Raw genomic sequence first — 18,949 nt, 5'->3', positions numbered from 1 at the left:
GGGATTGGCTATAGGGCGGGGAGAGGGGAGCAGAGGGGAAAGAGGTAATTTTTACTTCTCTCCGATTCCAAATGCCCCATTCCCAATCCCCAATTCCCTAATTCGCACGAGATATCATAGTCAGCAATCCTTGCTGACCTAGTAATATTTCTCGTAGCAGGCTGAAGATACCAACCCAAATAATAGGTGTAATGTCCACTCCGCCTATAGGTTGTACCAGTTTTCGCAATGGCACTAAAAATGGTTCGGTAGGCCAAGCTATTAAGTTAAAGGGCAGACGATTCAGATTCACTTGCGGATACCAAGTGAGAATGATCCGAAATATAAATAAAAATGTCATCACCCCTAATACAGGGCCAAGAATCCAAGCAGTCAGGTCAACACCAGTCATCGGTTTAAGGTACTATCTATCTGTAAAGAAAGTAAAACTTCGGCGAACAGCAAGCCGCGCTTCGCTAACGCCACAAAAACTTTAAGCTTTGTAAAGCACTCTCATCATCATTTTAACCAAATGCTGTGACTTTCTTCTGGAATAAAAAAGTAAACTCGCTCACAGCATTTACCAAGTTTAGCAGTTCCGAGTTAGAGGCTTCTCAAGAAAGTAATACACTATTAAAATTAGGATGAAGTGTGTAAAAAAAGGTTTAGAAGTATGACGCCTTCTTTAGCAAATTTTCTTTGGAGCCTGCTATGGGGTACTGCAATTGTTGTAATACCCGTTACAGTTGGTCTAATTTTCATTAGCCAAAAAGATAAAATTCAGCGTTCATAATGCTTATGAGAGTTAATTTAACTCTCATAACCGATTGTCTGTCAGCTATTTATAATTGCACTACAAGCAGCAGTATTTGCGGCTAGAAGCAGTTGTAGCTAACAGACATAGGGCTTTTTTATTTTTCGGTGAACAGCTTCAGAGCTTCTTTGCCAGAGGCTTTGAAGCTTCAATATTTATCGTGCCTAATTACAGTAGTGATTTTAATTGTGACTCGTTAACATAGATTTGATATTGGGAAAACAGCAATGATAAATTTTGGGCTGAACTCAGCCAGTTTTCTGGCTCAGGTAAATTTTGGGGCAAATTCAGCCAGTATTCTAGGAATTTTCCTGGCTGTGGCTGGGGCAGCACTGTATTTTCTCCGCACTGTGCGTCCAGAATTGTCACGGGATCAAGATATCTTTTTTGCGGCAGTTGGTTTGCTCTGCGGCTTTATTCTCGTGTTTCAAGGATGGCGGCTAGACCCGATTCTGCAATTTGGTCAACTGCTTTTAGTTGGCACAACTGTATTTTTTGCAGTTGAAAGTATTCGCCTGCGGAGTATAGCTACCCAGCAAGCAAAGCGTAACACTCCGATTGTGGACGAAGATCGACCGGTTAGCGATCGCTATTCCTACAACGATCGCAGAAAGTATCAAGCTGAAATGGATGCAGACTTAGATCCATTGCCTTATGAAGACGAGGAGGAACGCCCCGTGCGTGCCCGGATTCGGGGTAGCAGGGATGAAATTTCCACTCGTGATAACTACTACGAAGAGCAACCACCCCGTCGTTCGGAACGCCGCAACAGCAGCAGTAATGAAAGACAGGCTCCAACTGACAGAACGCGGCGGCGGACTTCTGGCCGTCCTGTGAATCGCCCTTCTGAAACCTCTGAAGATGAAAATTGGGGTTCATCTAGGCAAGTTGATGATTGGGAAAGTTCGGGAGGGGAAGTCAGAAAACCTTCTCGCCGTAATAATAACGGTACTCAACGTCCAGAAAGCCGGGAAGATGATGTTGCTCCTAGACCAAGAAGGCGTCGTCCACCCACAGACTCAGCTTCTCGAAGACCGCGCGAAGATGATGAGGCGATCCCAACTGATTATGTACCGTATAACCCGATTGAAAAGCCAAATCAGGGGCCAGATAATTCGACTGATTTTGATGACGATGTTTAAAACAGTTGGCGTGGAAATAGGTTTAAAGGCAACGGAAAACAGTTGAGGTGGAAAAATTTACGCCTACATTTTGGCTCCAAAGACCAATTCATTGGAGCCTGGTTTTTGGTTTAACAAGTTTGCTTGCATCTTGTGGTTCTAACAATATTCCCATAGGGCCTACTTCCCTCAACAGTCGCTACACCGAAGAGCAACCTGCTTTGAGTGGAAATGGGCGCTTTTTAGCGTTTGTATCTAATCGGAATGGTAATCAACAGCTATTGGTTTTCGATTTGGAGAGGCAACAGTTTATTGGCACACCGGGCATAAACCGAGCAGAGACAATTGCTGAAAGTCCTAGCTTGAGCTACACCGGGCGTTATATTGCTTATCTTACTAGTGACCAAGGTAGACCAGTGGTGGCACTTTACGATCGCGCTACACAACAGTCGCAAATCGTTACACCAACCTATCGCGGCTGGATCAGAAAACCAAATATTAGTCCAGATGGACGTTATGTTGTCTTTGAAACCGCTAGCCGTGGTCAGTGGGATATTGAAGTCCTAGACCGAGGGCCAAATATTGAGTTAGATATTCCTAATGGTGCAACCGTAGGTTCACCTCCGTAAGAGTTGGAGCTGCGATTAATCGCGTCTGTACAACAGTTAGAAGTTAGTAGTTGTGAGACTATTGACTAATGACTAATAACTAATTATATGAAACGTGTTTTTTTTATACCTGTATTTTTCTGCTTAAGTTTATTAACTGGGTGTTTTGGCTACCCTCGCCTTTTGAGTTATCCCTTTGATCCGGGGGGTCGGAGTCTCAATAGTTTAGCGTCAGAATTAAACCCCCAAATTTCTGGAAGATACATTGTTTTTATTACTGACCGACGCGGTAGCCAAGATGTTTATATGTTTGATACAGTGACTCGTGATTTGGTTGATTTGCTGGGTTTAAATTCCTTTGATGCGATCGCAAATCATCCTAGCGTTTCACAAGATGGTCGTTATATTGTGTTTGCGGCTAGCCGCCAGGGGCGATCGGCTATTTTTCTCTACGAGCGGGAAACACGCCAATCACGAAATTTGACTAGTAACCTACAAGCTGAAGTCCGCAACCCTACAATTAGCGCTGATGGTAGCAGGATTGCTTTTGAGTCTAGTAACAATGGGCAGTGGGATGTTTTAGTATATGACCGTTATGGGCGACCGTTGAATATACCTCAAGAACCGCGTTGAAGAATGGAGAGTGGGGAGTAGGGAGTGGTGAAAGAAAATTCCCTATTCCCTATTCCCTATTGCCTATTCCCTATTGCCTATTCCCTTCAACTTGTTGCACAGATTCAATGAGCGATCGCACTTGTTCTGTCCCCTCTGAAGGTTCAAAGGATAGGGGAAACTTACCTCGCAGGAGCATCCGCAAACCGAGGGGTGCAAGACTGAGTAATCCTCTTAAATCCTTAAAGTAGTTACCAACAACTTGTAAACCAAATTGACGTTCATCAATCCAACCACCTTCTTTAACTAAATCCACCAATACTTTCCGGTGACGAATTGAGCGACTATCGCTGGCTTCTTTATGGGTGAGAATTTCTTGTTTAATTTTGGTGATTTGTTCTAATGGTGCAACTTCCATTGGACAAACTGAATCGCAATATAAACAACGAGTGCAACCCCATACGCCTTTAGTACCTTCGTTGTAGCTTGCTAAACGATTTTCAGTGTCGCTATCGCGGGAATCAGCTACCATTCGGTAAGCTTTGGCAAGGGCATGGGGACCAACAAAGTTTGGATCAACTTCACGGGCGTTGCATTCAGAGTAACATGCACCACACATAATACAGTTGCCAGTTTGATCGAGGCGCGATCGCTCTTGTGGTGTTTGTAAAAACTCTCTTTCTGGTACTTGTCGTGCTGCCGTACTCACATAAGGAGCAACTGCCTCTAAATTATTCCAGAAACTGCTCATATCTACAACCAAATCTTTAATCACGGGCATATTACCGAGAGGTGCGATCGTGATTTCAGGAATGACATTTACTTTACTTTGGGATGATGGTATTTGTTGTAATCTAGCAAGTTCACTGCCAACATTTTCCTTGCAAGCTAAAGCCGAACGCCCATTAATTCGCATAGCACAGCTACCACAAATGGTATTACGGCAATTTTTGCGAAATGCCAACGTTCCATCTTGCTCCCACTTAATATGATTGAGACAATCCAGGATTGTATTACCTGGTTCTGCCTCTACAAGATAGGTTTGCACAATAGGGGAGGAATTTTGTTGCTGTCGGATGACCTTAAAAATAACTTCCATGACTACTAACCAAAATTTTAAAATTGCTTCACCAGCCTTAACAATCATGAGTTAAAGCAGGTAGTTACGAAAAGTGAGCTATACTTTTTTGCCCTCAATTCAAAACCTGGTGTTAATAGGCTGACGATTAAAGGGAAACTGATTCTAGTTTAAGGATAACCATTAAAATTTTACTTTTAGCAGCGCTGTAGGCAATATTTGTGTCAAATTCTGAGATAAAACGCCAAAAATGTAATGGTCGCTTGACATTGAATTTAGTCGTTTGAGAATGTAAACGAAAGGGCTTTACTTAGAAAGGGACTCAGGTTTATCTTTGGTCTAGCGATCGCATCCAAGGTAAATGCAGTTACCGTTAGTAACAGGTCTTCATATCAGCTTGAGTCAAGCAATCCTAGCTGAAAAATTCCGCCTTTACTAACGCTTGAGAGGATTTTTTGATTATATAGAAGTGTAAAAGCACATCTTCAATATATAGTAGTGACAATTAAGCGCTAGGCGGATGTTAAGAGATTTATTCTTCCCATAGACAGACGTAGAAAATTCTCTGACCGCTTTTGAGCTTACGGTAATAAACCCAGGAAAAACCCTCACCACTTTCAAATAAAAGTCTAACGCATCGGAGAATCCCGGATAGGCGAGACTTTGAGATTTTTGCATCCTCTCAATCAAGAAAATCTTGGATTTAACTCATTGGTCAAAACTGCTCATCTAAATTAGATAAATTTTTATAATGCAATAAAGGGTTAGGAAAATCGTCACGGCTTTTTCCAACCTTTAAGTCCAGAAATTTAAATAAAAATTTACCAGCAACTTTAATTCAAAATTAAACAACTATTTTGCTATTATTAGTCCATGCTAGTATTTAATATAAAATTACGAACTCACAAAACCAGAATCAATAGCCGTATCAGCGCGGCTACTACTGCTTTGTTGATTCGTAATGTAGAGACAAGAAAATTCGTGTCTCTACTGGCAGGACAATAGGGCATAAGCCCGTAGGACTCTATTGAAATACTATGCTGTCCTAAGCTTGAGAGGATAAGTAGAGAAAACTCTACCTACTCATTAGCGAGAAGGGCAAGCACTGAAAGTGAAAAACCTGCGATTTATTGGGTCTACGACTTATTTGGAGTAGAGCCAACCCCATTTGTAAAGGTGGCTGAAAGTTACACCGCTACAGTAGCGCCAAAAGAGAAAATAATTTCATTTCTGATGGCGAATAATGGTTAAAAGTGCCGTGAAATCAGCAAAATTAATTTCTATGGCAACTATGACCTCTAATTGGTTGTAGACAACCATAATATGAAGTGCTTTTGTCTCCTATCGGCAGTGATTCACCCGTAACACTAGAGTCCTAAGTAGCTCTATGCACATGCTAAAAAGCCAAATGCTGGCATGAGACTACATCGTTTATCAGCTTGGAGAGAGTAAGGAAAATTTGAGCATAATGACTGAAACTGCAACCGCGCCATTAACCGGAAAAGCACTACTTGCGAAAGTAAAAGAACTTTCCACTTTGCCACGCCGAGAAAGAGCTAAACAGTGCGGCTATTACACTGTTACTAAGAATAACCAGGTTCGTGTCAATCTCACCGATTTTTATGACGCTTTGCTATCGGCTAGAGGAATTCCTCTAAGTCCAGAAGCACCTAAAGATGGTCGTGGTCGCGAACCGACATATCGGGTTAGTGTCCATCAAAATGGTCAGATTGTGATTGGTGCTACATATACCAAAGCAATGGGCTTAAAGTCTGGAGATGAATTTGAAATTAGGTTGGGATACAAGCATATTCACTTGATTCAACTTGGTGAAAGTGATAAAAAACTAACCTCACCAGATATAGACTCCGACGAATCGGACGAAGATTTGGAAGACGAAGAGTAAATTTGCTGATGGTAGGGATAAGTATCAGGTATGATAACTTGTCCTTACCTCAACAGCAAACTGGTAACTCTATTGAAAAAATTTTGTTCCAGATAAAAAATACGATTAGACCCCTTGCAGAATTTGCCAAATTTAGTAGATTCTTGATAAATCAGCAAGAAATCTATAGTGCAAGAAGTCTATCGTGTTTTTTTTGATAACTTTTTTTGAGCCTTCGGTCAACGCCTTACTAGCATTTATGCAAAATGCACCAGCACTAGTTATAGTGATGGCATTTTTTGCTTGCTGGATAGTTTGTTGGTTGCCAGTCGCAGCAGTATCAGCAATATTACTCAATTGGCAACCCCCTAAACCTTTGCAGCCAGAGCAAAAGATGCCATTACTGCTGTCACTTTACCTATTAGCTCCCCTGATTCTGTGGGGAGTTAGTTGGCTTACCAATAAATCTTTTTCGAATTACGGCTTTGTTGGGAATCTTTCAGATTTTGGTTCTTTAGCATTAGGTTTCGCTTTGGGAGTGGTAAGCCTAGCGATTGTATTTAGTGGGCAATTCGGATTAGGTTGGTGTTATTTTGAAAAAACGAATTTTAAGTTACTATTACCCATCTTGCTACCGATTTTCTTGATAGCATTGTTGGTCGGTGGGATAGAAGAGTTAGTTTTTCGGGGGTTTCTGTTCACTGAATTAGTACAGGATTATCCAGTTTGGGTAGCAGCAGCAATTTCTAGCTTGATTTTTGCCTTACTACATTTGGTTTGGGAGCAACGTGAAACTGCACCACAACTCCCAGGATTGTGGCTGATGGGAATGGTGTTGGTGTTGGCACGTTTTGCCGATCGCAACAATTTGGGTTTAGCTTTGGGACTACACGCGGGATGGGTATGGGCGATCGCAACCCTAGATACAGCAGAATTAATTACTTACACAGGTAAAGCCTCTGACTGGTTCACAGGTAAGAATAAAAAACCCCTAGCGGGTTTGGCAGGAATTATTTGTGTACTGGGAACTGGAATAAGTATTTGGCTTTTCTCTAAGTATTTTTAATTTGGTGTTAAATGTCTTATGGGGCTGGGTAAGTCATATCTTGAGTAGCACCCCTCATTCCTCTTAGTTGCGACTTTAACTTCCTCAAGTGTGTTTGAATGGCTTTATTAAGGTTTTGTAAGCCCTTTTTGAGTTATGTTCGCCTACCTTGTATTGCCTGACATTGAATCCTAAGAAGTCAAATCCGGCAGGTTGGTTTTCATGCTTATTTGAGGTATGGACTAGGGATGTTTTACTATCTTTTAGTTCTAATCCAATATTGTTCTCTAAAAATCCACTTTTTAGAGAACATATACCGGAGTTACATCGTTCCTGTTTGCTGTTATTGCGATTGACTTAGGTTCCTGCTTTTTGTCGGGTTAATTTTGGGATATCTCTTGCAATCCATTCACCCTCACCTTTTGGTTGCAGCCTATCAACCGCTTTTGGCTACTTCGACATAACGACAATTCAGACACAGGTTTCTCTCATAACCATATCTATACTCGCTGGGGTTCCTAATACGGTTTTAAGTTACCAGCTTTTAGCCCATGCACTGATTAGGGATGCCAATTTTTCTAAACTGGGCAATGTATCAAACTGATACCAAGGCGGTGAGAATTGCATTCACACAGCAAACAAGTTAGCCATAATTTCAAGCTAAATAAACTTGAAATTATGGCTGACTCCTAACTGCGGGCACTGGCTTTCGATTTCATAGAAATCTAACAAGCCTGCTTTGGCAGTTTTGGAATCAACGGAGCGCACGAAGGGAATATCATCTGGATCGGGTTCTTCCGCTTTCACTGCTGGATAAGTAGTCCGCTCATAATTTGTGGACTGGGGTACGGGTTCGTAACTTGTCGTTTGGGGAGTAACACCAACAGGATTTGCAGCCGGAGTAGGCGCTGGACGTGGTGACTCGTAAGTGTTAACTTCTTTCTGGGGAGGACGAGATGCTGAAGATGCTTGTCGTGGAGCAGTTTCAGTGAATGATGGAGTTACGGTTGCTGAAGGCAATGGATCGGTATTAAAACTACCTCCAACAGGTTGAATTTGTTGCACTGTCAATTCAGCGCGTTTTTCTTTAAAACCTTCCATCGCAACAGTATTCATCCCTAAACGTCCTACCAGAATGACGCGATCGCCTTGGTGGTAGTTTTGCTGAATTTCTGTCGCTAAATTCCCCCAGCCGACAACTTTCAGTGTGGCTGGCGGATCTTCTGGTTTCAGGGAATTGGGAAACTGCACCAGCATTTCCGTAACTCCCAAATTATCGGCTGTATAGCGGAGTTGTGGCTCGTTAATAATTTCCGCCATCAAAACGCAGCTGTTCATTAAAATTACTCCTGACTGCAAAATGTACTGATTGAAAAAGTTAGGGTTTTTCTATGTAGCGCCAATTAATATCTAGATATGTTTAATTGTTTGCATTTTTTAATAATGCCTGAGTTTTTAGTCCTTTCTAGCATAAAAGCCAAGCGATCGCTTTGAACAGCATTAAGTATGCCGTCCGCCACCCTCGCTTGACTAAATTGAGCATTCAATTCTGCATTGAGTAGTATAATTGTACCATTCATTCGTTAAATAGAAAAAATTCTTGGCAAAAATTAAGTCTTGACATGAACTGGAAAAACACCCAAGGCAATCAATCTGCCTGGAAGGTCGCGCAAGATGGGTAAGCGCAAAAACCCAGGTGCTACAAAGGTGCGATTTGAGATCAAAACCGGGGCAAATACCCGTTTCTGGATAAAAGTTTGAAACGCCTGAATGATACGTGTGGGCAACTCGCGTTGACGTTGTACTTTTGCTAGGTCACTAAGTTGTACTTGTCGGTTTTTGAGCGGTTTACTAAGTACATTCGCGGCGACGACAGCATCTTGAATCGCGTAATTAATACCAACTCCACCGACGGGGGACATTATATGAGCTGCATCACCGATAAGTAGCAGTCCTGGACGATACCAGCGTTTGACGCGGCTGGACTCGACTGAGAGAAAAGCTATTTGTGACCAGTCATGTAAATTTTGGATGCGTTGCTGGAATTCTGGCACTACTTCGACAACAGATTTTTTTAATTCCTCCAAACCCGCAGCGCGTAGTTGTTGATAGCCTCCTTTAGGAATGACATAGGCAACTTGCCACTCATCACCACGGTCAAGCATGGCGATGATTTTACCTTGACCAAAGCGCCCCATTCCTCCCTCTGGGTCTTCTGGCTGGCGCGGTAGGCGAAACCAGAGGACATCCATTGGTGGCGAGGTTTCGATTGACTCAAACTCACCCAGGTGTCGCAAACGTGAGTGGCGGCCGTCTGCACCAACTGTAAGTATTGCCCGGATTTCATGCCAACCACCGCCTCCCCGATAGCGGACACCTTGAATTTCGCCATTTTCGGCAATTAATTCTTGCACATTTGCACCCATTACCAGATGGAAACTTGGATATTTTTGTGCTTCTTGGGTGATGAACTCCAGGAATTTTACCTGGGGAAGCATTGTAATGTAGGGGTAGCGGGTTTTTAGGTGACTAAAATCTGCCAAAGTGACAGTATCTTCAGGAGTTTTAAACCTAATTTGGCGCATTTTGGCATGGGGGAGTTCTAGCAAGCGATCGCTAAGTCCCAATTCTTCCATAATTTCCATCACCGACGGATGAATCGTATCACCGCGAAAATCGCGATCGAAGTCTTTATGTGCTTCCAGCAGCATCACCGAAATGCCTTGACGCGCTAACAACAGCGCCAATACTGCTCCTGCCGGCCCCCCACCCACAATGCAACAATCTGTGGTTTGTACGTCTACAATGTCATGGACAGGATTAATACTTGGGTCTTGGGAAAGATTTTTAGGTACATCGGTAGTCATCACAACACCTCCTGACAGCCCTAAAATTTAGGGTAGTTTGCTTTTGATAGTGCAAGCTGTTTTTTTAACTTTTCGTATTTACATAGAAGGTGTATTATGATGGGCGCTAAACTGTCATTGGTCATTAGTCCAAATCCAATGCCCAATGCCCCATACTTCGGCTCCTTTCGACTTCGCTCAAGGCAAGTCGCTCAGTACAAGTGCCCAATCCCCAATGACAATAATTAGTTGTGTCCCAAGTTATTTTAGAAAACGTTTATAAAAGTTTTTCCTCACGTAAAGGTGAAGGTGTTACCTCACAAAACCAATCTTCCCCCACGACTGGGGAGAAAACTGATGCAGCGCAAGAACGTGCGGGAAGTGTTAACGTCTTGCGGCGGATTAACCTAACGATCGCAGATGGCGAGTTTATGGTGCTGGTAGGCCCTTCTGGTTGTGGGAAAAGTACCTTGCTACGGTTAATCGCTGGGTTAGAAGTAATGACTGGCGGTAATATCTGGGTAGGCGATCGCTTAATCAATGATCTACCACCAAAAGAACGCGATATCGCAATGGTGTTTCAAAATTACGCCCTCTATCCCCACATGACGGTGTATGACAACATCGCTTTTGGACTGCGCCGTAGGGGAAGCAGGGGAGCCGAGGAGCATACTTCTCCACGAGAGGCTGCGCCAACGACTGCGCTCAGTAACCGGGGGAGCAAAGGAGAAAATACTCCCTATCTTCGGACGTGGGCAGAAAATCTCTTCGTGGGGGCGACAAGAAAGTTACCTAAAGGATTGCGCTACACTTCTGAGAAAGAACGAGCGGTGGATCGGCAGGTGCGCAGTGTTGCCCAATTGTTGCAAATTGAAACATTGCTGAATCGCTTACCCAAACAGCTCTCTGGGGGACAAAGACAACGGGTTGCATTGGGAAGAGCGATCGCACGTGACCCCCAAGTATTCTTAATGGATGAGCCGCTTTCTAACTTAGATGCCAAATTGCGGGCAGAAACCCGCGCCCAAATTGTCAAATTGCAGCGCCAACTGGGGACAACGACAATTTACGTTACCCACGATCAAACAGAAGCGATGACAATGGGCGATCGCATTGCGATTATGTCTGAGGGTAAAATTCAGCAAGTTGCTTCTCCCCTAGAACTTTACAACCGTCCTGCCAATCTTTTTGTCGCAGAGTTCATTGGCTCACCACCGATGAATTTTATTCCTGTGGAATTTCATGCCCCGCAGTTAATTACTCATTCTCAGTTGCGTTTCACCCTGCCAGAAGTTTGGGGAAAAGCCCTACAAAAATATGATGGGAAAACTCTAATTTTAGGCATTCGCCCAGAACACTTGAACTTGAGTATGCCTGCCACCAAAAATTTACCAGTGCAAGTAGATTTAGTAGAGAATCTCGGCAACGATTCCTTTCTCGCTGTTAAGATTGCCGAACCTGGTTCTCAGCCTGCTACTACAGCAAATTCCCTACAAGTACGAATCCCACCAGACCGTCTGGTACAACCTGGTGAGCAACTATGGTTATCTCTAACTCCAGAGAAAATTCACTTTTTTGACCCAGAAACCCAGTTAGCAATATTTCCTTAAAAGTAACCGTGTCTAATTGTTAATCAAAATCTGTCGGTAAGTCTGGTTGGCGATAATGTTGAAAAAGTCGCGTAATTTGCGCTGGTGTCACCCGTCCCAAAGAAAGTTCTGGTAACGCATCTTCAGAGAAAAAACCTACATCTTCAGTTTCAATACTTGATGATGGAGAACCACCGATAAGTTCACATTTAAAAAACAGCTTATAGACATAAAAAGGCAATGGTGGATGTCCCTGTTTGTTTCTGTCATAAACTGCTAGTAATTTAATAGCGCGTGCTTGATATCCAGATTCTTCATATACTTCTTTCACAACTACTTCACTGGGCGACTCGCCAACATCAGCCCATCCACCAGGTAAACTCCAGCAACCGTCAGCTTTTTCTTTGACTAACAATATAGTATTTTCGTAAAAAATCGCCGCCCGCACGTCAACTTTGGGAGTTGCATATCCGACTTCACGGCTAAATAAATCGAGGACATAGCTGTGTTCTACGTTCGAGTAAGTCGCCATGATTTCTGTGGCGATCGCTCGTAATTGTTTATAGCGTTCAATATCAAAAGGCCCTTCAGAATAGGTTAGACCATTTTGAGCGATCGCTTGTAACTTTTGCGCCCATTCCAGCCATTTAGTTTCCATATTTAGGGATTGGGGATCGGGTACTGGGAGTTGGGCATTGGGGATTGGGCATTGGGATTGGAAAATAGTATTTTTAATCTTATTTCCCATTCCCTATTCCCCATTCCCCCTTCTTTACTTACGCATCATCTAAAGCTGCAATTCCAGGCAATACTTTGCCTTCAAGTAACTCCAAGCTAGCGCCGCCGCCGGTCGAAATGTGGCTCATTTGGTCTGCTAAACCAACCTTTTCCACAGCCGCTACTGAGTCACCACCACCGATGATGGTGGTTGTACCAGTTTTACCGATTTCAGCGAGAGTATGAGCGATCGCTTCCGTACCTGCCGCAAACTTATCAAACTCAAATACACCCATTGGCCCGTTCCAAATAACCGTTTTGGTATCTGCAAGGGCTTCTTGGAAAAATTTCACCGAGTCTGGCCCAATATCCAAACCCATCCAACCATCGGGGATATTCTCAATGCTAACGGTTTGAGAATTGGCATCAGGGGCAAAGTTATCTGCCAATACCACATCTGTAGGCAGCAATAAAGCAACACCCCGTTCTTTAGCCTTAGCTTCTAAAGACTTCGCTAGTTCTAGCTTGTCTTCTTCTACCAACGACTTACCAACACTCAAACCACGGGCTTTGTAGAAGGTGAAAATCATCCCACCGCCAATAATCAGCTTGTCGCACTTCTCCAGCAGGGTTTCAATTACACCAATTTTGCTGGAAACTTTGGAACCGCCAATAATTGCCGCCAAAGGACGTTGGGGATTTTCAATAGCGTTTTGCAGATATTGCAATTCCTTCTCAACTAAATATCCAGCCACAGAAGGGCTAAGGAATTTAGTCACGCCTTCAGTAGAAGCATGGGCGCGGTGTGCAGTACCAAAAGCATCATTTACATAAAAATCAGCATTGGCTGCCAATTTTTTGGCAAATTCTGCATCGTTTTTCTCTTCTTCTGGATAAAAACGGACATTTTCTAGTAATAGCACTTGGCCATTTTGCAAAGCGGCAACTTTCGCTGCAACTTCATCGCCGATGGAGTCATCAGTTTTAATGACTTCTTGCCCCAGTAACTCAGAGAGACGCTTGGCAACGGGAGTTAGGCGTAATTTGTCATCCACACCTTTGGGACGGCCAAAATGACTTGCGAGAATGACTTTAGCACCCTTCTGCGTTAAATCTTGGATGGTTGGTAGAGCGGCGCGAATGCGAGTATCGTCGGTAATCTTGCCTTGATCGTCCACAGGCACATTAAAGTCAACCCGCACTAAGGCACGTTTCCCAGATATATCAGCTGAAGATAAACTTGCTAAACTTTTTTTGGACACACCAAACTCTCCTGATTGCCTTTTTGTTATTGTTTTGAAAGTAGAACCATCAAGATTTTACCGGAGTCAGGGGTACCCAAGTGACAGAGATATTTAAGACAGTACTATTTCCTATCGATCAAAGCCGGGAAACGCGGGAAGCTGCTGATGTTGTTACCAACGTAGTCAAAAAGTACAGCAGTCGCTTGGTGCTGCTGTCTGTGGTAGAAGAACCGCCTCCAGATGCTCCAGATGCGCCTAGTGCAGATCCGATGGTTTCACCAGAAGTAGTTGCAAAACTGCTAGAAAATGCCCAATCTTTATTTTCTGGGCAAGGAATTCAATCCGAAATTCTAGAAAGGCAAGGTAAACCAGCTTTTACTATCTGCGATGTCGCGGATGAAATTGGGGCTGATTTAATTATTATGGGCTGCCGAGGGCTAGGCTTGACTGAAGAGGGAGCGGATGATAGTGTGACAACTCGCGTGATTAACCTTTCTCCTTGCCCAGTGCTGATTGTGCCTTAGTAGTAGTCAGTGTCTCCAGCAATTAATTATGTCGTATCTAAAACCCTTGTAGAGGCGTAGCAATGCTACATCTGTACAAGGGTTTTCGGAAAAGTCTAATGACAAACAGAAAATTCTGAGCGCCGGCTGGTGACGCTCAGAACTTTGGAAATAAACCTTCCATGTTTACATACTTTACCTAACAGCTTAAAAGCGATAGTTGCGATCGCGCACCCACATACTAACTGGAACCGCCTTACCCTGTGGATCTACTTTCGCCTTCACCACAATGGGGGGTACTTGTCCTCTACGGGCGCGTTGGGTTCGCAAATCGTTGGTAATCTGTCGCCGTTGGTTTTCTGGGATGTAATAGGTTTCCAAACCGTAGTTAACTGAACCATCTTGATAAACGCCTTTTAAGGCCACCTGATTGGCTCTTAGAGATGTTGGGCGATCGCTACTGACTCGTAACGGTCTCCAAGCTTTAGGAACACCGCTACCATAGGATATTTGCTCTTGCAAAGTCACGTAGATATTGGTTCCTTCAGGCAATCTTCTGCCGCTTCCACGACCTTTACTGACTAATGTTTGCCAACCAGGTAATCTCCTCAAATTTGCGGGACGGGATATGTTGTAATCTAGCGCTAAGGTATTACCGTCTAGTACATTGTTTGGGTCTACAGGTACGGTTTGCAAAATCACCGTTTTACCTGTCACATCTGTATAAACGGCTTGGGCTGGTACTGCCATAATTAACCCTGTTTGCAGCGCCAGGGGAGCTAGTAACCGCCAAAAAGGTAAGGGCTTATTCGATTTTTGTTCAGTAGCAATCAAGTAATCCCGAAAAGTCACCTTACTGGAGAACTCGGCTTCGGGAGACAAGGTTTTATTTTTAGATTCAGAAGAACTATTAGTCATGAGCGTAGTCCTAAAAAGCAGAGGAATTGAGGAGGTCAAAAGTAACGAGATTAGGACTAACGCAGAGAAACTTTAAAATTTTTGACGCACAGAGATGTTGATGATGGGGAGATTTTTGAATTCTGTTAGCGGGGCGTTTAGCCCATTCTGAATTTGTACTACTTTTTACTTGCAGAGCTACCACCAGGTAAACGGCGTTCAAACCAGAGTCCAGCGCTAATTAAAGCAGAACCGCACAAGATAAAGACTAGAGACTTGAAAAGTAAGTCGGTGTCGTACTCTTGCACGCGACTGATAATTTGCAGTGTTACTAACAACATACCGCCCCAAAAGGAACTTCTATTGCTTAATTTCAATCCTTCTTGAATTAGTCCCCAGGCTAATGTTGCTAGAAGTACATTGAAAATAAAAACACCAAGTTCATCAATCCGACTGATAGTTTGATGCCAAAAAGGTACTATAGCAATAAAGGCAAGAAAAGTACCAATAACAGCAGTTGTGAAAATCACTTCGCGGCGCGGAGGATTATTTCTTTGACGCAGTAGAAATAACCATTGCAATACCGCCAAGCCACTGAGAATCCCCAAATCGATGATCGGCAGAGACTGGAACAAGTTTGTCAAGTTCGTTGGCTGATTATAACCATAATTTGCAGATTCCCAAACCCAACGAAAAGACAAAACATAAAACACTCCACCAAAGCTAACCAACGCCAAATTACGTGCCAGAGATTGAAACAATCTGTAATTTATGGTTGGAAACAGCAGATCATCATAACTCCAGAATAATGCAGGTGGGAGTGCAAAAGCAAAAGATGCCACCCAAGGCGCTATATCGGCATAATTCAGCAGTGGCAGAGGATTAAGGTTAGCTTGTAAGGAACTAGCGAAAACAAAGGCTGCTAGACCAAAAATCCAACGCGATCGGCAGAAGTAGGCTAAGGGGACAAACACCAGCCATGCTAACAAAGGCAAATGCTGCACCACTAGCCGCGACCAAGTTAACTCTCCTGTTGCGTACCATAAGTCTTCTAATCCCGTCCAATACCCGATTTCCACGAGGATAATTGACAGAATTCCTAAAGAATTTATGCACAAACTGAAGGCCATCACCACAACACCCAATCCCCAGGCGAGAAAAAGTTGGGAAGTTGAACCGGCGATATTGAACATCTGGGCCATCAGCAGTATGTTTGCGCCGAAAATGAAGGCGCTTAAAATGAGCAATCCTTCTCCCAGTAAGCGTTTACTTTTTTGCGGCTTCTTCCCTTCAGGTGTTATCCAATTGTAAAAACCGGTAATCGCGATCGCAAAAAACAAACTCATCATGAGAATAAATTTGACTTCCCGCGAACCTCCTTGCCAGTTTCCTGATACAAAGGTAATTATGCCTAAGCACAGAAGGATGCTGCCTACAGCGATTGCTATTGCTTTATTGCGATCGCGTACAGCAGCTTCCAGGTTTTTAAATTGATAACGTTCTGCTATTTGCTCATACAGCGAAGAACTAATTAATCCTTCATCCCTCCATAGTTGTGCTTCTTTGCGTAACTTTTGCGGAAAACTATCTAAGAACATGACCTTCTCCGGTGCAGTGGGGTAGCTTGGCCATTGCGTTCTGAATGGCGGTCATTATATTTTGAGTATGAAGCCAAAAGGCTTCATTACATTGTTCTTGTGTAACAGTTTGATTTGGATTTTGATACAACCTAATTCGTAATTAAGAAGCGTCATCTTTCATATTAATTTCCACACAATTGCATCTCTACTCTGATTTGTGAAAAATTTTATTATTTATATATCCAGATGGAAAAACCTTCTAATTTATTACTTAAAGTCTCACGGCGTTTGTTCGCTAATCTAGATGAACAAGAAAAATTTATTGAGGCTTTAATGAATCCTCAGCCTTTCTTACCTAGTATTCTTTGGTGTAAAGAAAAACTAAATATTTCACCTTTACCAGTGGAAACACCAATCTATTGGCAACCACAATTTACTGACCGTTTATCCTTGGGAGAAAAGCCCGGTCAGCATCCCTTGCATCAACAAGGATATTTCTATTGTTTAGATTTCTCTTCGATATTTGCAGCTACTACTTTGTTAGCAATTCCTCAGTCAGTGCGTTTAGTTTTTGATATGTGTGCCGCGCCAGGAGGTAAAAGTATCTTTGCTTGGAAAGCTTTGCAACCTGAATTACTCATCAGTAATGAAGTAATTGGCAAACGTCTAGGAATGCTAATTTCTAATTTGAAGCGTTGCCAGATTAGCCCTAGTGCAGTAGTTAATAGAGATTCGAGTATATTTGCCGAAATGTTTCCCTATTTTAGCAATTTAGTAATAGTAGATGCTCCTTGCACTGGGCAATCTTTACTGGCTAAAGGTGAAAAAGCACCCGGATGTTTTCACCCAACTGCTATTAACAAAAGTGCAAATCGCCAAAAGCGGATTATAGCTAACTCTGCTAAACTTGTTTCATCACAAGGTTATTTAGCTTATATGACTTGCACATATTCGCCCGAAGAAAATGAGCAAGTTTGCGAATGGTTTTTGGAACGCTTTCCCCAGTTTCAGGCGATGGAAATTAGTAATTTAACTAAATATCAGTCCCATTTAACTACAATACCTTGTTATCGGATGTTTCCTCAAGATAGGTTAGGTGCTGGTGCGTTTACAGTTCTATTTAAAAATACTAATGAAAATGAAGATGACCAGAAAGAAGTAGATTTAAATGCAATATCTTCGCTGTATATCTACCAGAATCCGAAAAAGTCAAGTTAATTACATTGGTGGTATATCTTCTGGCATTAAACCAGAAAATGTCATGTTTGTAAGAGGGCTACATTTGTCAATCAGCCATCGGGAGTACACTTTTTAAGTGAGTTGACTTTATATTAAAACCATAGATATTGCAATTCTTATATAGATGTAAAACGTGGTGTATACAAAACATTTTTCATCTAGCTCAACTTCAACCCAACCCTTTAAAAACTTCATAATCTCCTTCTCAGCTCTAACTGCAAATGCAACTAGAAGGCTCCGCCTCTGGTCTAAGCGGCAGAGTTAAATTAAGTGTGCATGAATATTGAAGGTTTGTAATCAGGGCTAAAGCCGCTTACTAAGAGCCAATTTACTTGATTTTATATTCCTTAACATAGTTTGATGTATTCTTGCCCACAAACAAGATGACGAGATTAATAAAAAACTTTCAATAATTAACTCTTATGAATAATAATTTTTTTTAACCTCATCCTAACCTAAATTTAACCAAAACTTATCCGGTATCAGCGTTAGACTTTTTGAAATAACCATTATACAAAAAAGCTAAACCGTACAGGATGCAAATTATATGAGTAGAAAAGTTAGCAAAGTGTTTAAACAGTCTGGGGTGATTCCTTATAGAGTGAACAATGGCAAAGTTGAAATCTTGCTAATCACAACCCGTAACTTTCAACACTGGGTGATTCCAAAAGGAGATATTCCTGATGGCATGAGTCCACCCGCTTCAGCAGCCAAAGAAGCTTGGGAAGAAGCAGGGGTAATTGGGCAGGTAGACACCAATGAACTGGGCACTTACAAGTACCGCAAAGGAGGCAAAAGTTATCGTGTCAAGATGTATTTGTTACCAGTTGAGATGCTAAGTGAAGATTATCCAGAAGCAAGTAAAAGAAAACGGCAGTGGGTAGAAGTGACTACGGCTATCAGGTGGGTTAAGTTTAGTTCACTCAAACGAATTCTTAAAGGTTTTTTCCAGGTTAAATCTCACTTTTGTGCATTTCAAGATACTAGTCATATATAGAAATAGCTAGAATAAAAGTATAATTAAAAACATTTAATTGGACTAGTTCATGGTGAGCAATTCATCGTTCATAGCAAGTTTTACTAGAAAAAAATTCCTTACCCTCTGGGTGACGCTCGAAGACTCGCTAACGCTGCGCTAACGTTAGTCGCTCATGGGGAAACCCCCTTCTCTACGAAACGCTTTGCTTTGCGT

18 protein-coding genes are annotated in these 18,949 nt (G+C 42.5%); 10 read left to right on the top strand and 8 right to left on the bottom strand.

The genetic code is table 11. The features are described 5' to 3' along the window. Positions 1-97: 97 nt before the first annotated feature. Positions 98-391 (bottom strand): YggT family protein, encoded by a 294-nt coding sequence (locus NPUN_RS30110; protein ID WP_012412184.1) that lies wholly within the window; start codon positions 389-391, stop codon positions 98-100. Positions 392-652: 261 nt separating this feature from the next. Here NPUN_RS30110 and psbX point away from each other — a divergent pair, with 261 nt between their 5' ends. The 4 genes from psbX (at position 653) to NPUN_RS30095 (ending at position 3,155) form a co-directional block, all read left to right on the top strand. Then, positions 653-772, top strand: a complete 120-nt coding sequence (gene psbX, locus NPUN_RS39580) for a photosystem II reaction center X protein (protein ID WP_012412183.1) — start codon at positions 653-655, stop codon at positions 770-772. 248 nt (positions 773-1,020) lie between these two features. Beyond that, positions 1,021-1,935 carry a Ycf66 family protein gene (locus tag NPUN_RS30105; protein ID WP_012412182.1) on the top strand — a complete coding sequence of 305 codons (915 nt, stop codon included), beginning with the start codon at positions 1,021-1,023 and terminating at the stop codon, positions 1,933-1,935. 47 nt (positions 1,936-1,982) lie between these two features. Next, the gene (locus tag NPUN_RS30100) at positions 1,983-2,543 is read left to right on the top strand and encodes a TolB family protein (protein WP_012412181.1); all 561 of its coding nucleotides are present in this window, start codon (positions 1,983-1,985) and stop codon (positions 2,541-2,543) included. 87 nt (positions 2,544-2,630) lie between these two features. Continuing rightward, positions 2,631-3,155, top strand: coding sequence for a TolB family protein (locus tag NPUN_RS30095; protein WP_012412180.1), 525 nt, complete (start codon positions 2,631-2,633; stop codon positions 3,153-3,155). Between the two features lie 70 nt (positions 3,156-3,225). Here NPUN_RS30095 and NPUN_RS30090 read toward each other — a convergent pair whose 3' ends face one another. Beyond that, positions 3,226-4,233, bottom strand: coding sequence for a succinate dehydrogenase/fumarate reductase iron-sulfur subunit (locus NPUN_RS30090; RefSeq protein WP_193372286.1), 1,008 nt, complete (start codon positions 4,231-4,233; stop codon positions 3,226-3,228). A 1,447-nt stretch (positions 4,234-5,680) separates the two neighbouring features. On the opposite strand from NPUN_RS30090, the gene NPUN_RS30085 reads away from it, so the two are divergent. Together NPUN_RS30085 and NPUN_RS30075 are read left to right on the top strand one after the other, a co-directional pair. Then, on the top strand, positions 5,681-6,118 hold the full coding sequence (locus NPUN_RS30085) for an AbrB family transcriptional regulator (protein ID WP_012412178.1): 438 nt from the start codon (positions 5,681-5,683) through the stop codon (positions 6,116-6,118). Between the two features lie 238 nt (positions 6,119-6,356). Beyond that, a complete protein-coding gene (locus NPUN_RS30075; RefSeq protein WP_012412177.1) occupies positions 6,357-7,163 on the top strand; it encodes a CPBP family intramembrane glutamic endopeptidase in 807 nt (268 codons plus the stop codon). 639 nt (positions 7,164-7,802) lie between these two features. Here the strand turns inward: NPUN_RS30075 and NPUN_RS30070 are convergent. Together NPUN_RS30070 and NPUN_RS30065 are read right to left on the bottom strand one after the other, a co-directional pair. Beyond that, positions 7,803-8,480, bottom strand: a complete 678-nt coding sequence (locus NPUN_RS30070) for a single-stranded DNA-binding protein (protein ID WP_012412176.1) — start codon at positions 8,478-8,480, stop codon at positions 7,803-7,805. A 272-nt stretch (positions 8,481-8,752) separates the two neighbouring features. Then, positions 8,753-10,009: an FAD-dependent oxidoreductase gene (locus tag NPUN_RS30065; RefSeq protein WP_012412175.1), complete on the bottom strand. Its 1,257-nt coding sequence runs from the start codon at positions 10,007-10,009 to the stop codon at positions 8,753-8,755. A 230-nt stretch (positions 10,010-10,239) separates the two neighbouring features. Between NPUN_RS30065 and NPUN_RS30060 the strand changes: the two genes are divergently transcribed. Next, entirely contained in the window at positions 10,240-11,598 is a 1,359-nt protein-coding gene (locus NPUN_RS30060; protein WP_012412174.1) for an ABC transporter ATP-binding protein, read from the top strand. 19 nt (positions 11,599-11,617) lie between these two features. Here NPUN_RS30060 and NPUN_RS30055 read toward each other — a convergent pair whose 3' ends face one another. Together NPUN_RS30055 and NPUN_RS30050 are read right to left on the bottom strand one after the other, a co-directional pair. Then, the gene (locus tag NPUN_RS30055) at positions 11,618-12,235 is read right to left on the bottom strand and encodes an NUDIX hydrolase (protein ID WP_041566494.1); all 618 of its coding nucleotides are present in this window, start codon (positions 12,233-12,235) and stop codon (positions 11,618-11,620) included. Positions 12,236-12,353: 118 nt separating this feature from the next. After that, complete coding sequence (locus NPUN_RS30050) at positions 12,354-13,556, bottom strand: phosphoglycerate kinase (protein WP_012412172.1); 1,203 nt, start codon at positions 13,554-13,556, stop codon at positions 12,354-12,356. An 89-nt stretch (positions 13,557-13,645) separates the two neighbouring features. On the opposite strand from NPUN_RS30050, the gene NPUN_RS30045 reads away from it, so the two are divergent. After that, positions 13,646-14,062: a universal stress protein gene (locus NPUN_RS30045; RefSeq protein ID WP_041566493.1), complete on the top strand. Its 417-nt coding sequence runs from the start codon at positions 13,646-13,648 to the stop codon at positions 14,060-14,062. Between the two features lie 186 nt (positions 14,063-14,248). Here the strand turns inward: NPUN_RS30045 and NPUN_RS30040 are convergent, their stop codons facing one another. Next, positions 14,249-14,959, bottom strand: coding sequence for a GDYXXLXY domain-containing protein (locus tag NPUN_RS30040; RefSeq protein ID WP_012412170.1), 711 nt, complete (start codon positions 14,957-14,959; stop codon positions 14,249-14,251). A gap of 158 nt (positions 14,960-15,117) precedes the next feature. Next, a complete protein-coding gene (locus NPUN_RS30035) occupies positions 15,118-16,536 on the bottom strand; it encodes a DUF2157 domain-containing protein (RefSeq protein WP_012412169.1) in 1,419 nt (472 codons plus the stop codon). Positions 16,537-16,764: 228 nt separating this feature from the next. Between NPUN_RS30035 and NPUN_RS30030 the strand changes: the two genes are divergently transcribed. Further along, a complete protein-coding gene (locus NPUN_RS30030) occupies positions 16,765-17,736 on the top strand; it encodes an RsmB/NOP family class I SAM-dependent RNA methyltransferase (RefSeq protein ID WP_012412168.1) in 972 nt (323 codons plus the stop codon). A 568-nt stretch (positions 17,737-18,304) separates the two neighbouring features. Beyond that, the gene (locus NPUN_RS30025) at positions 18,305-18,754 is read left to right on the top strand and encodes an NUDIX hydrolase (protein ID WP_012412167.1); all 450 of its coding nucleotides are present in this window, start codon (positions 18,305-18,307) and stop codon (positions 18,752-18,754) included. Positions 18,755-18,949: the final 195 nt, after the last annotated feature.

The organism is Nostoc punctiforme PCC 73102, assembly GCF_000020025.1.
Classification (GTDB): Bacteria; Cyanobacteriota; Cyanobacteriia; order Cyanobacteriales; family Nostocaceae; genus Nostoc; species Nostoc punctiforme.
Note: the sequence above shows the minus strand (reverse complement) of the source record. Positions and strands in the feature narration are given on the sequence as shown.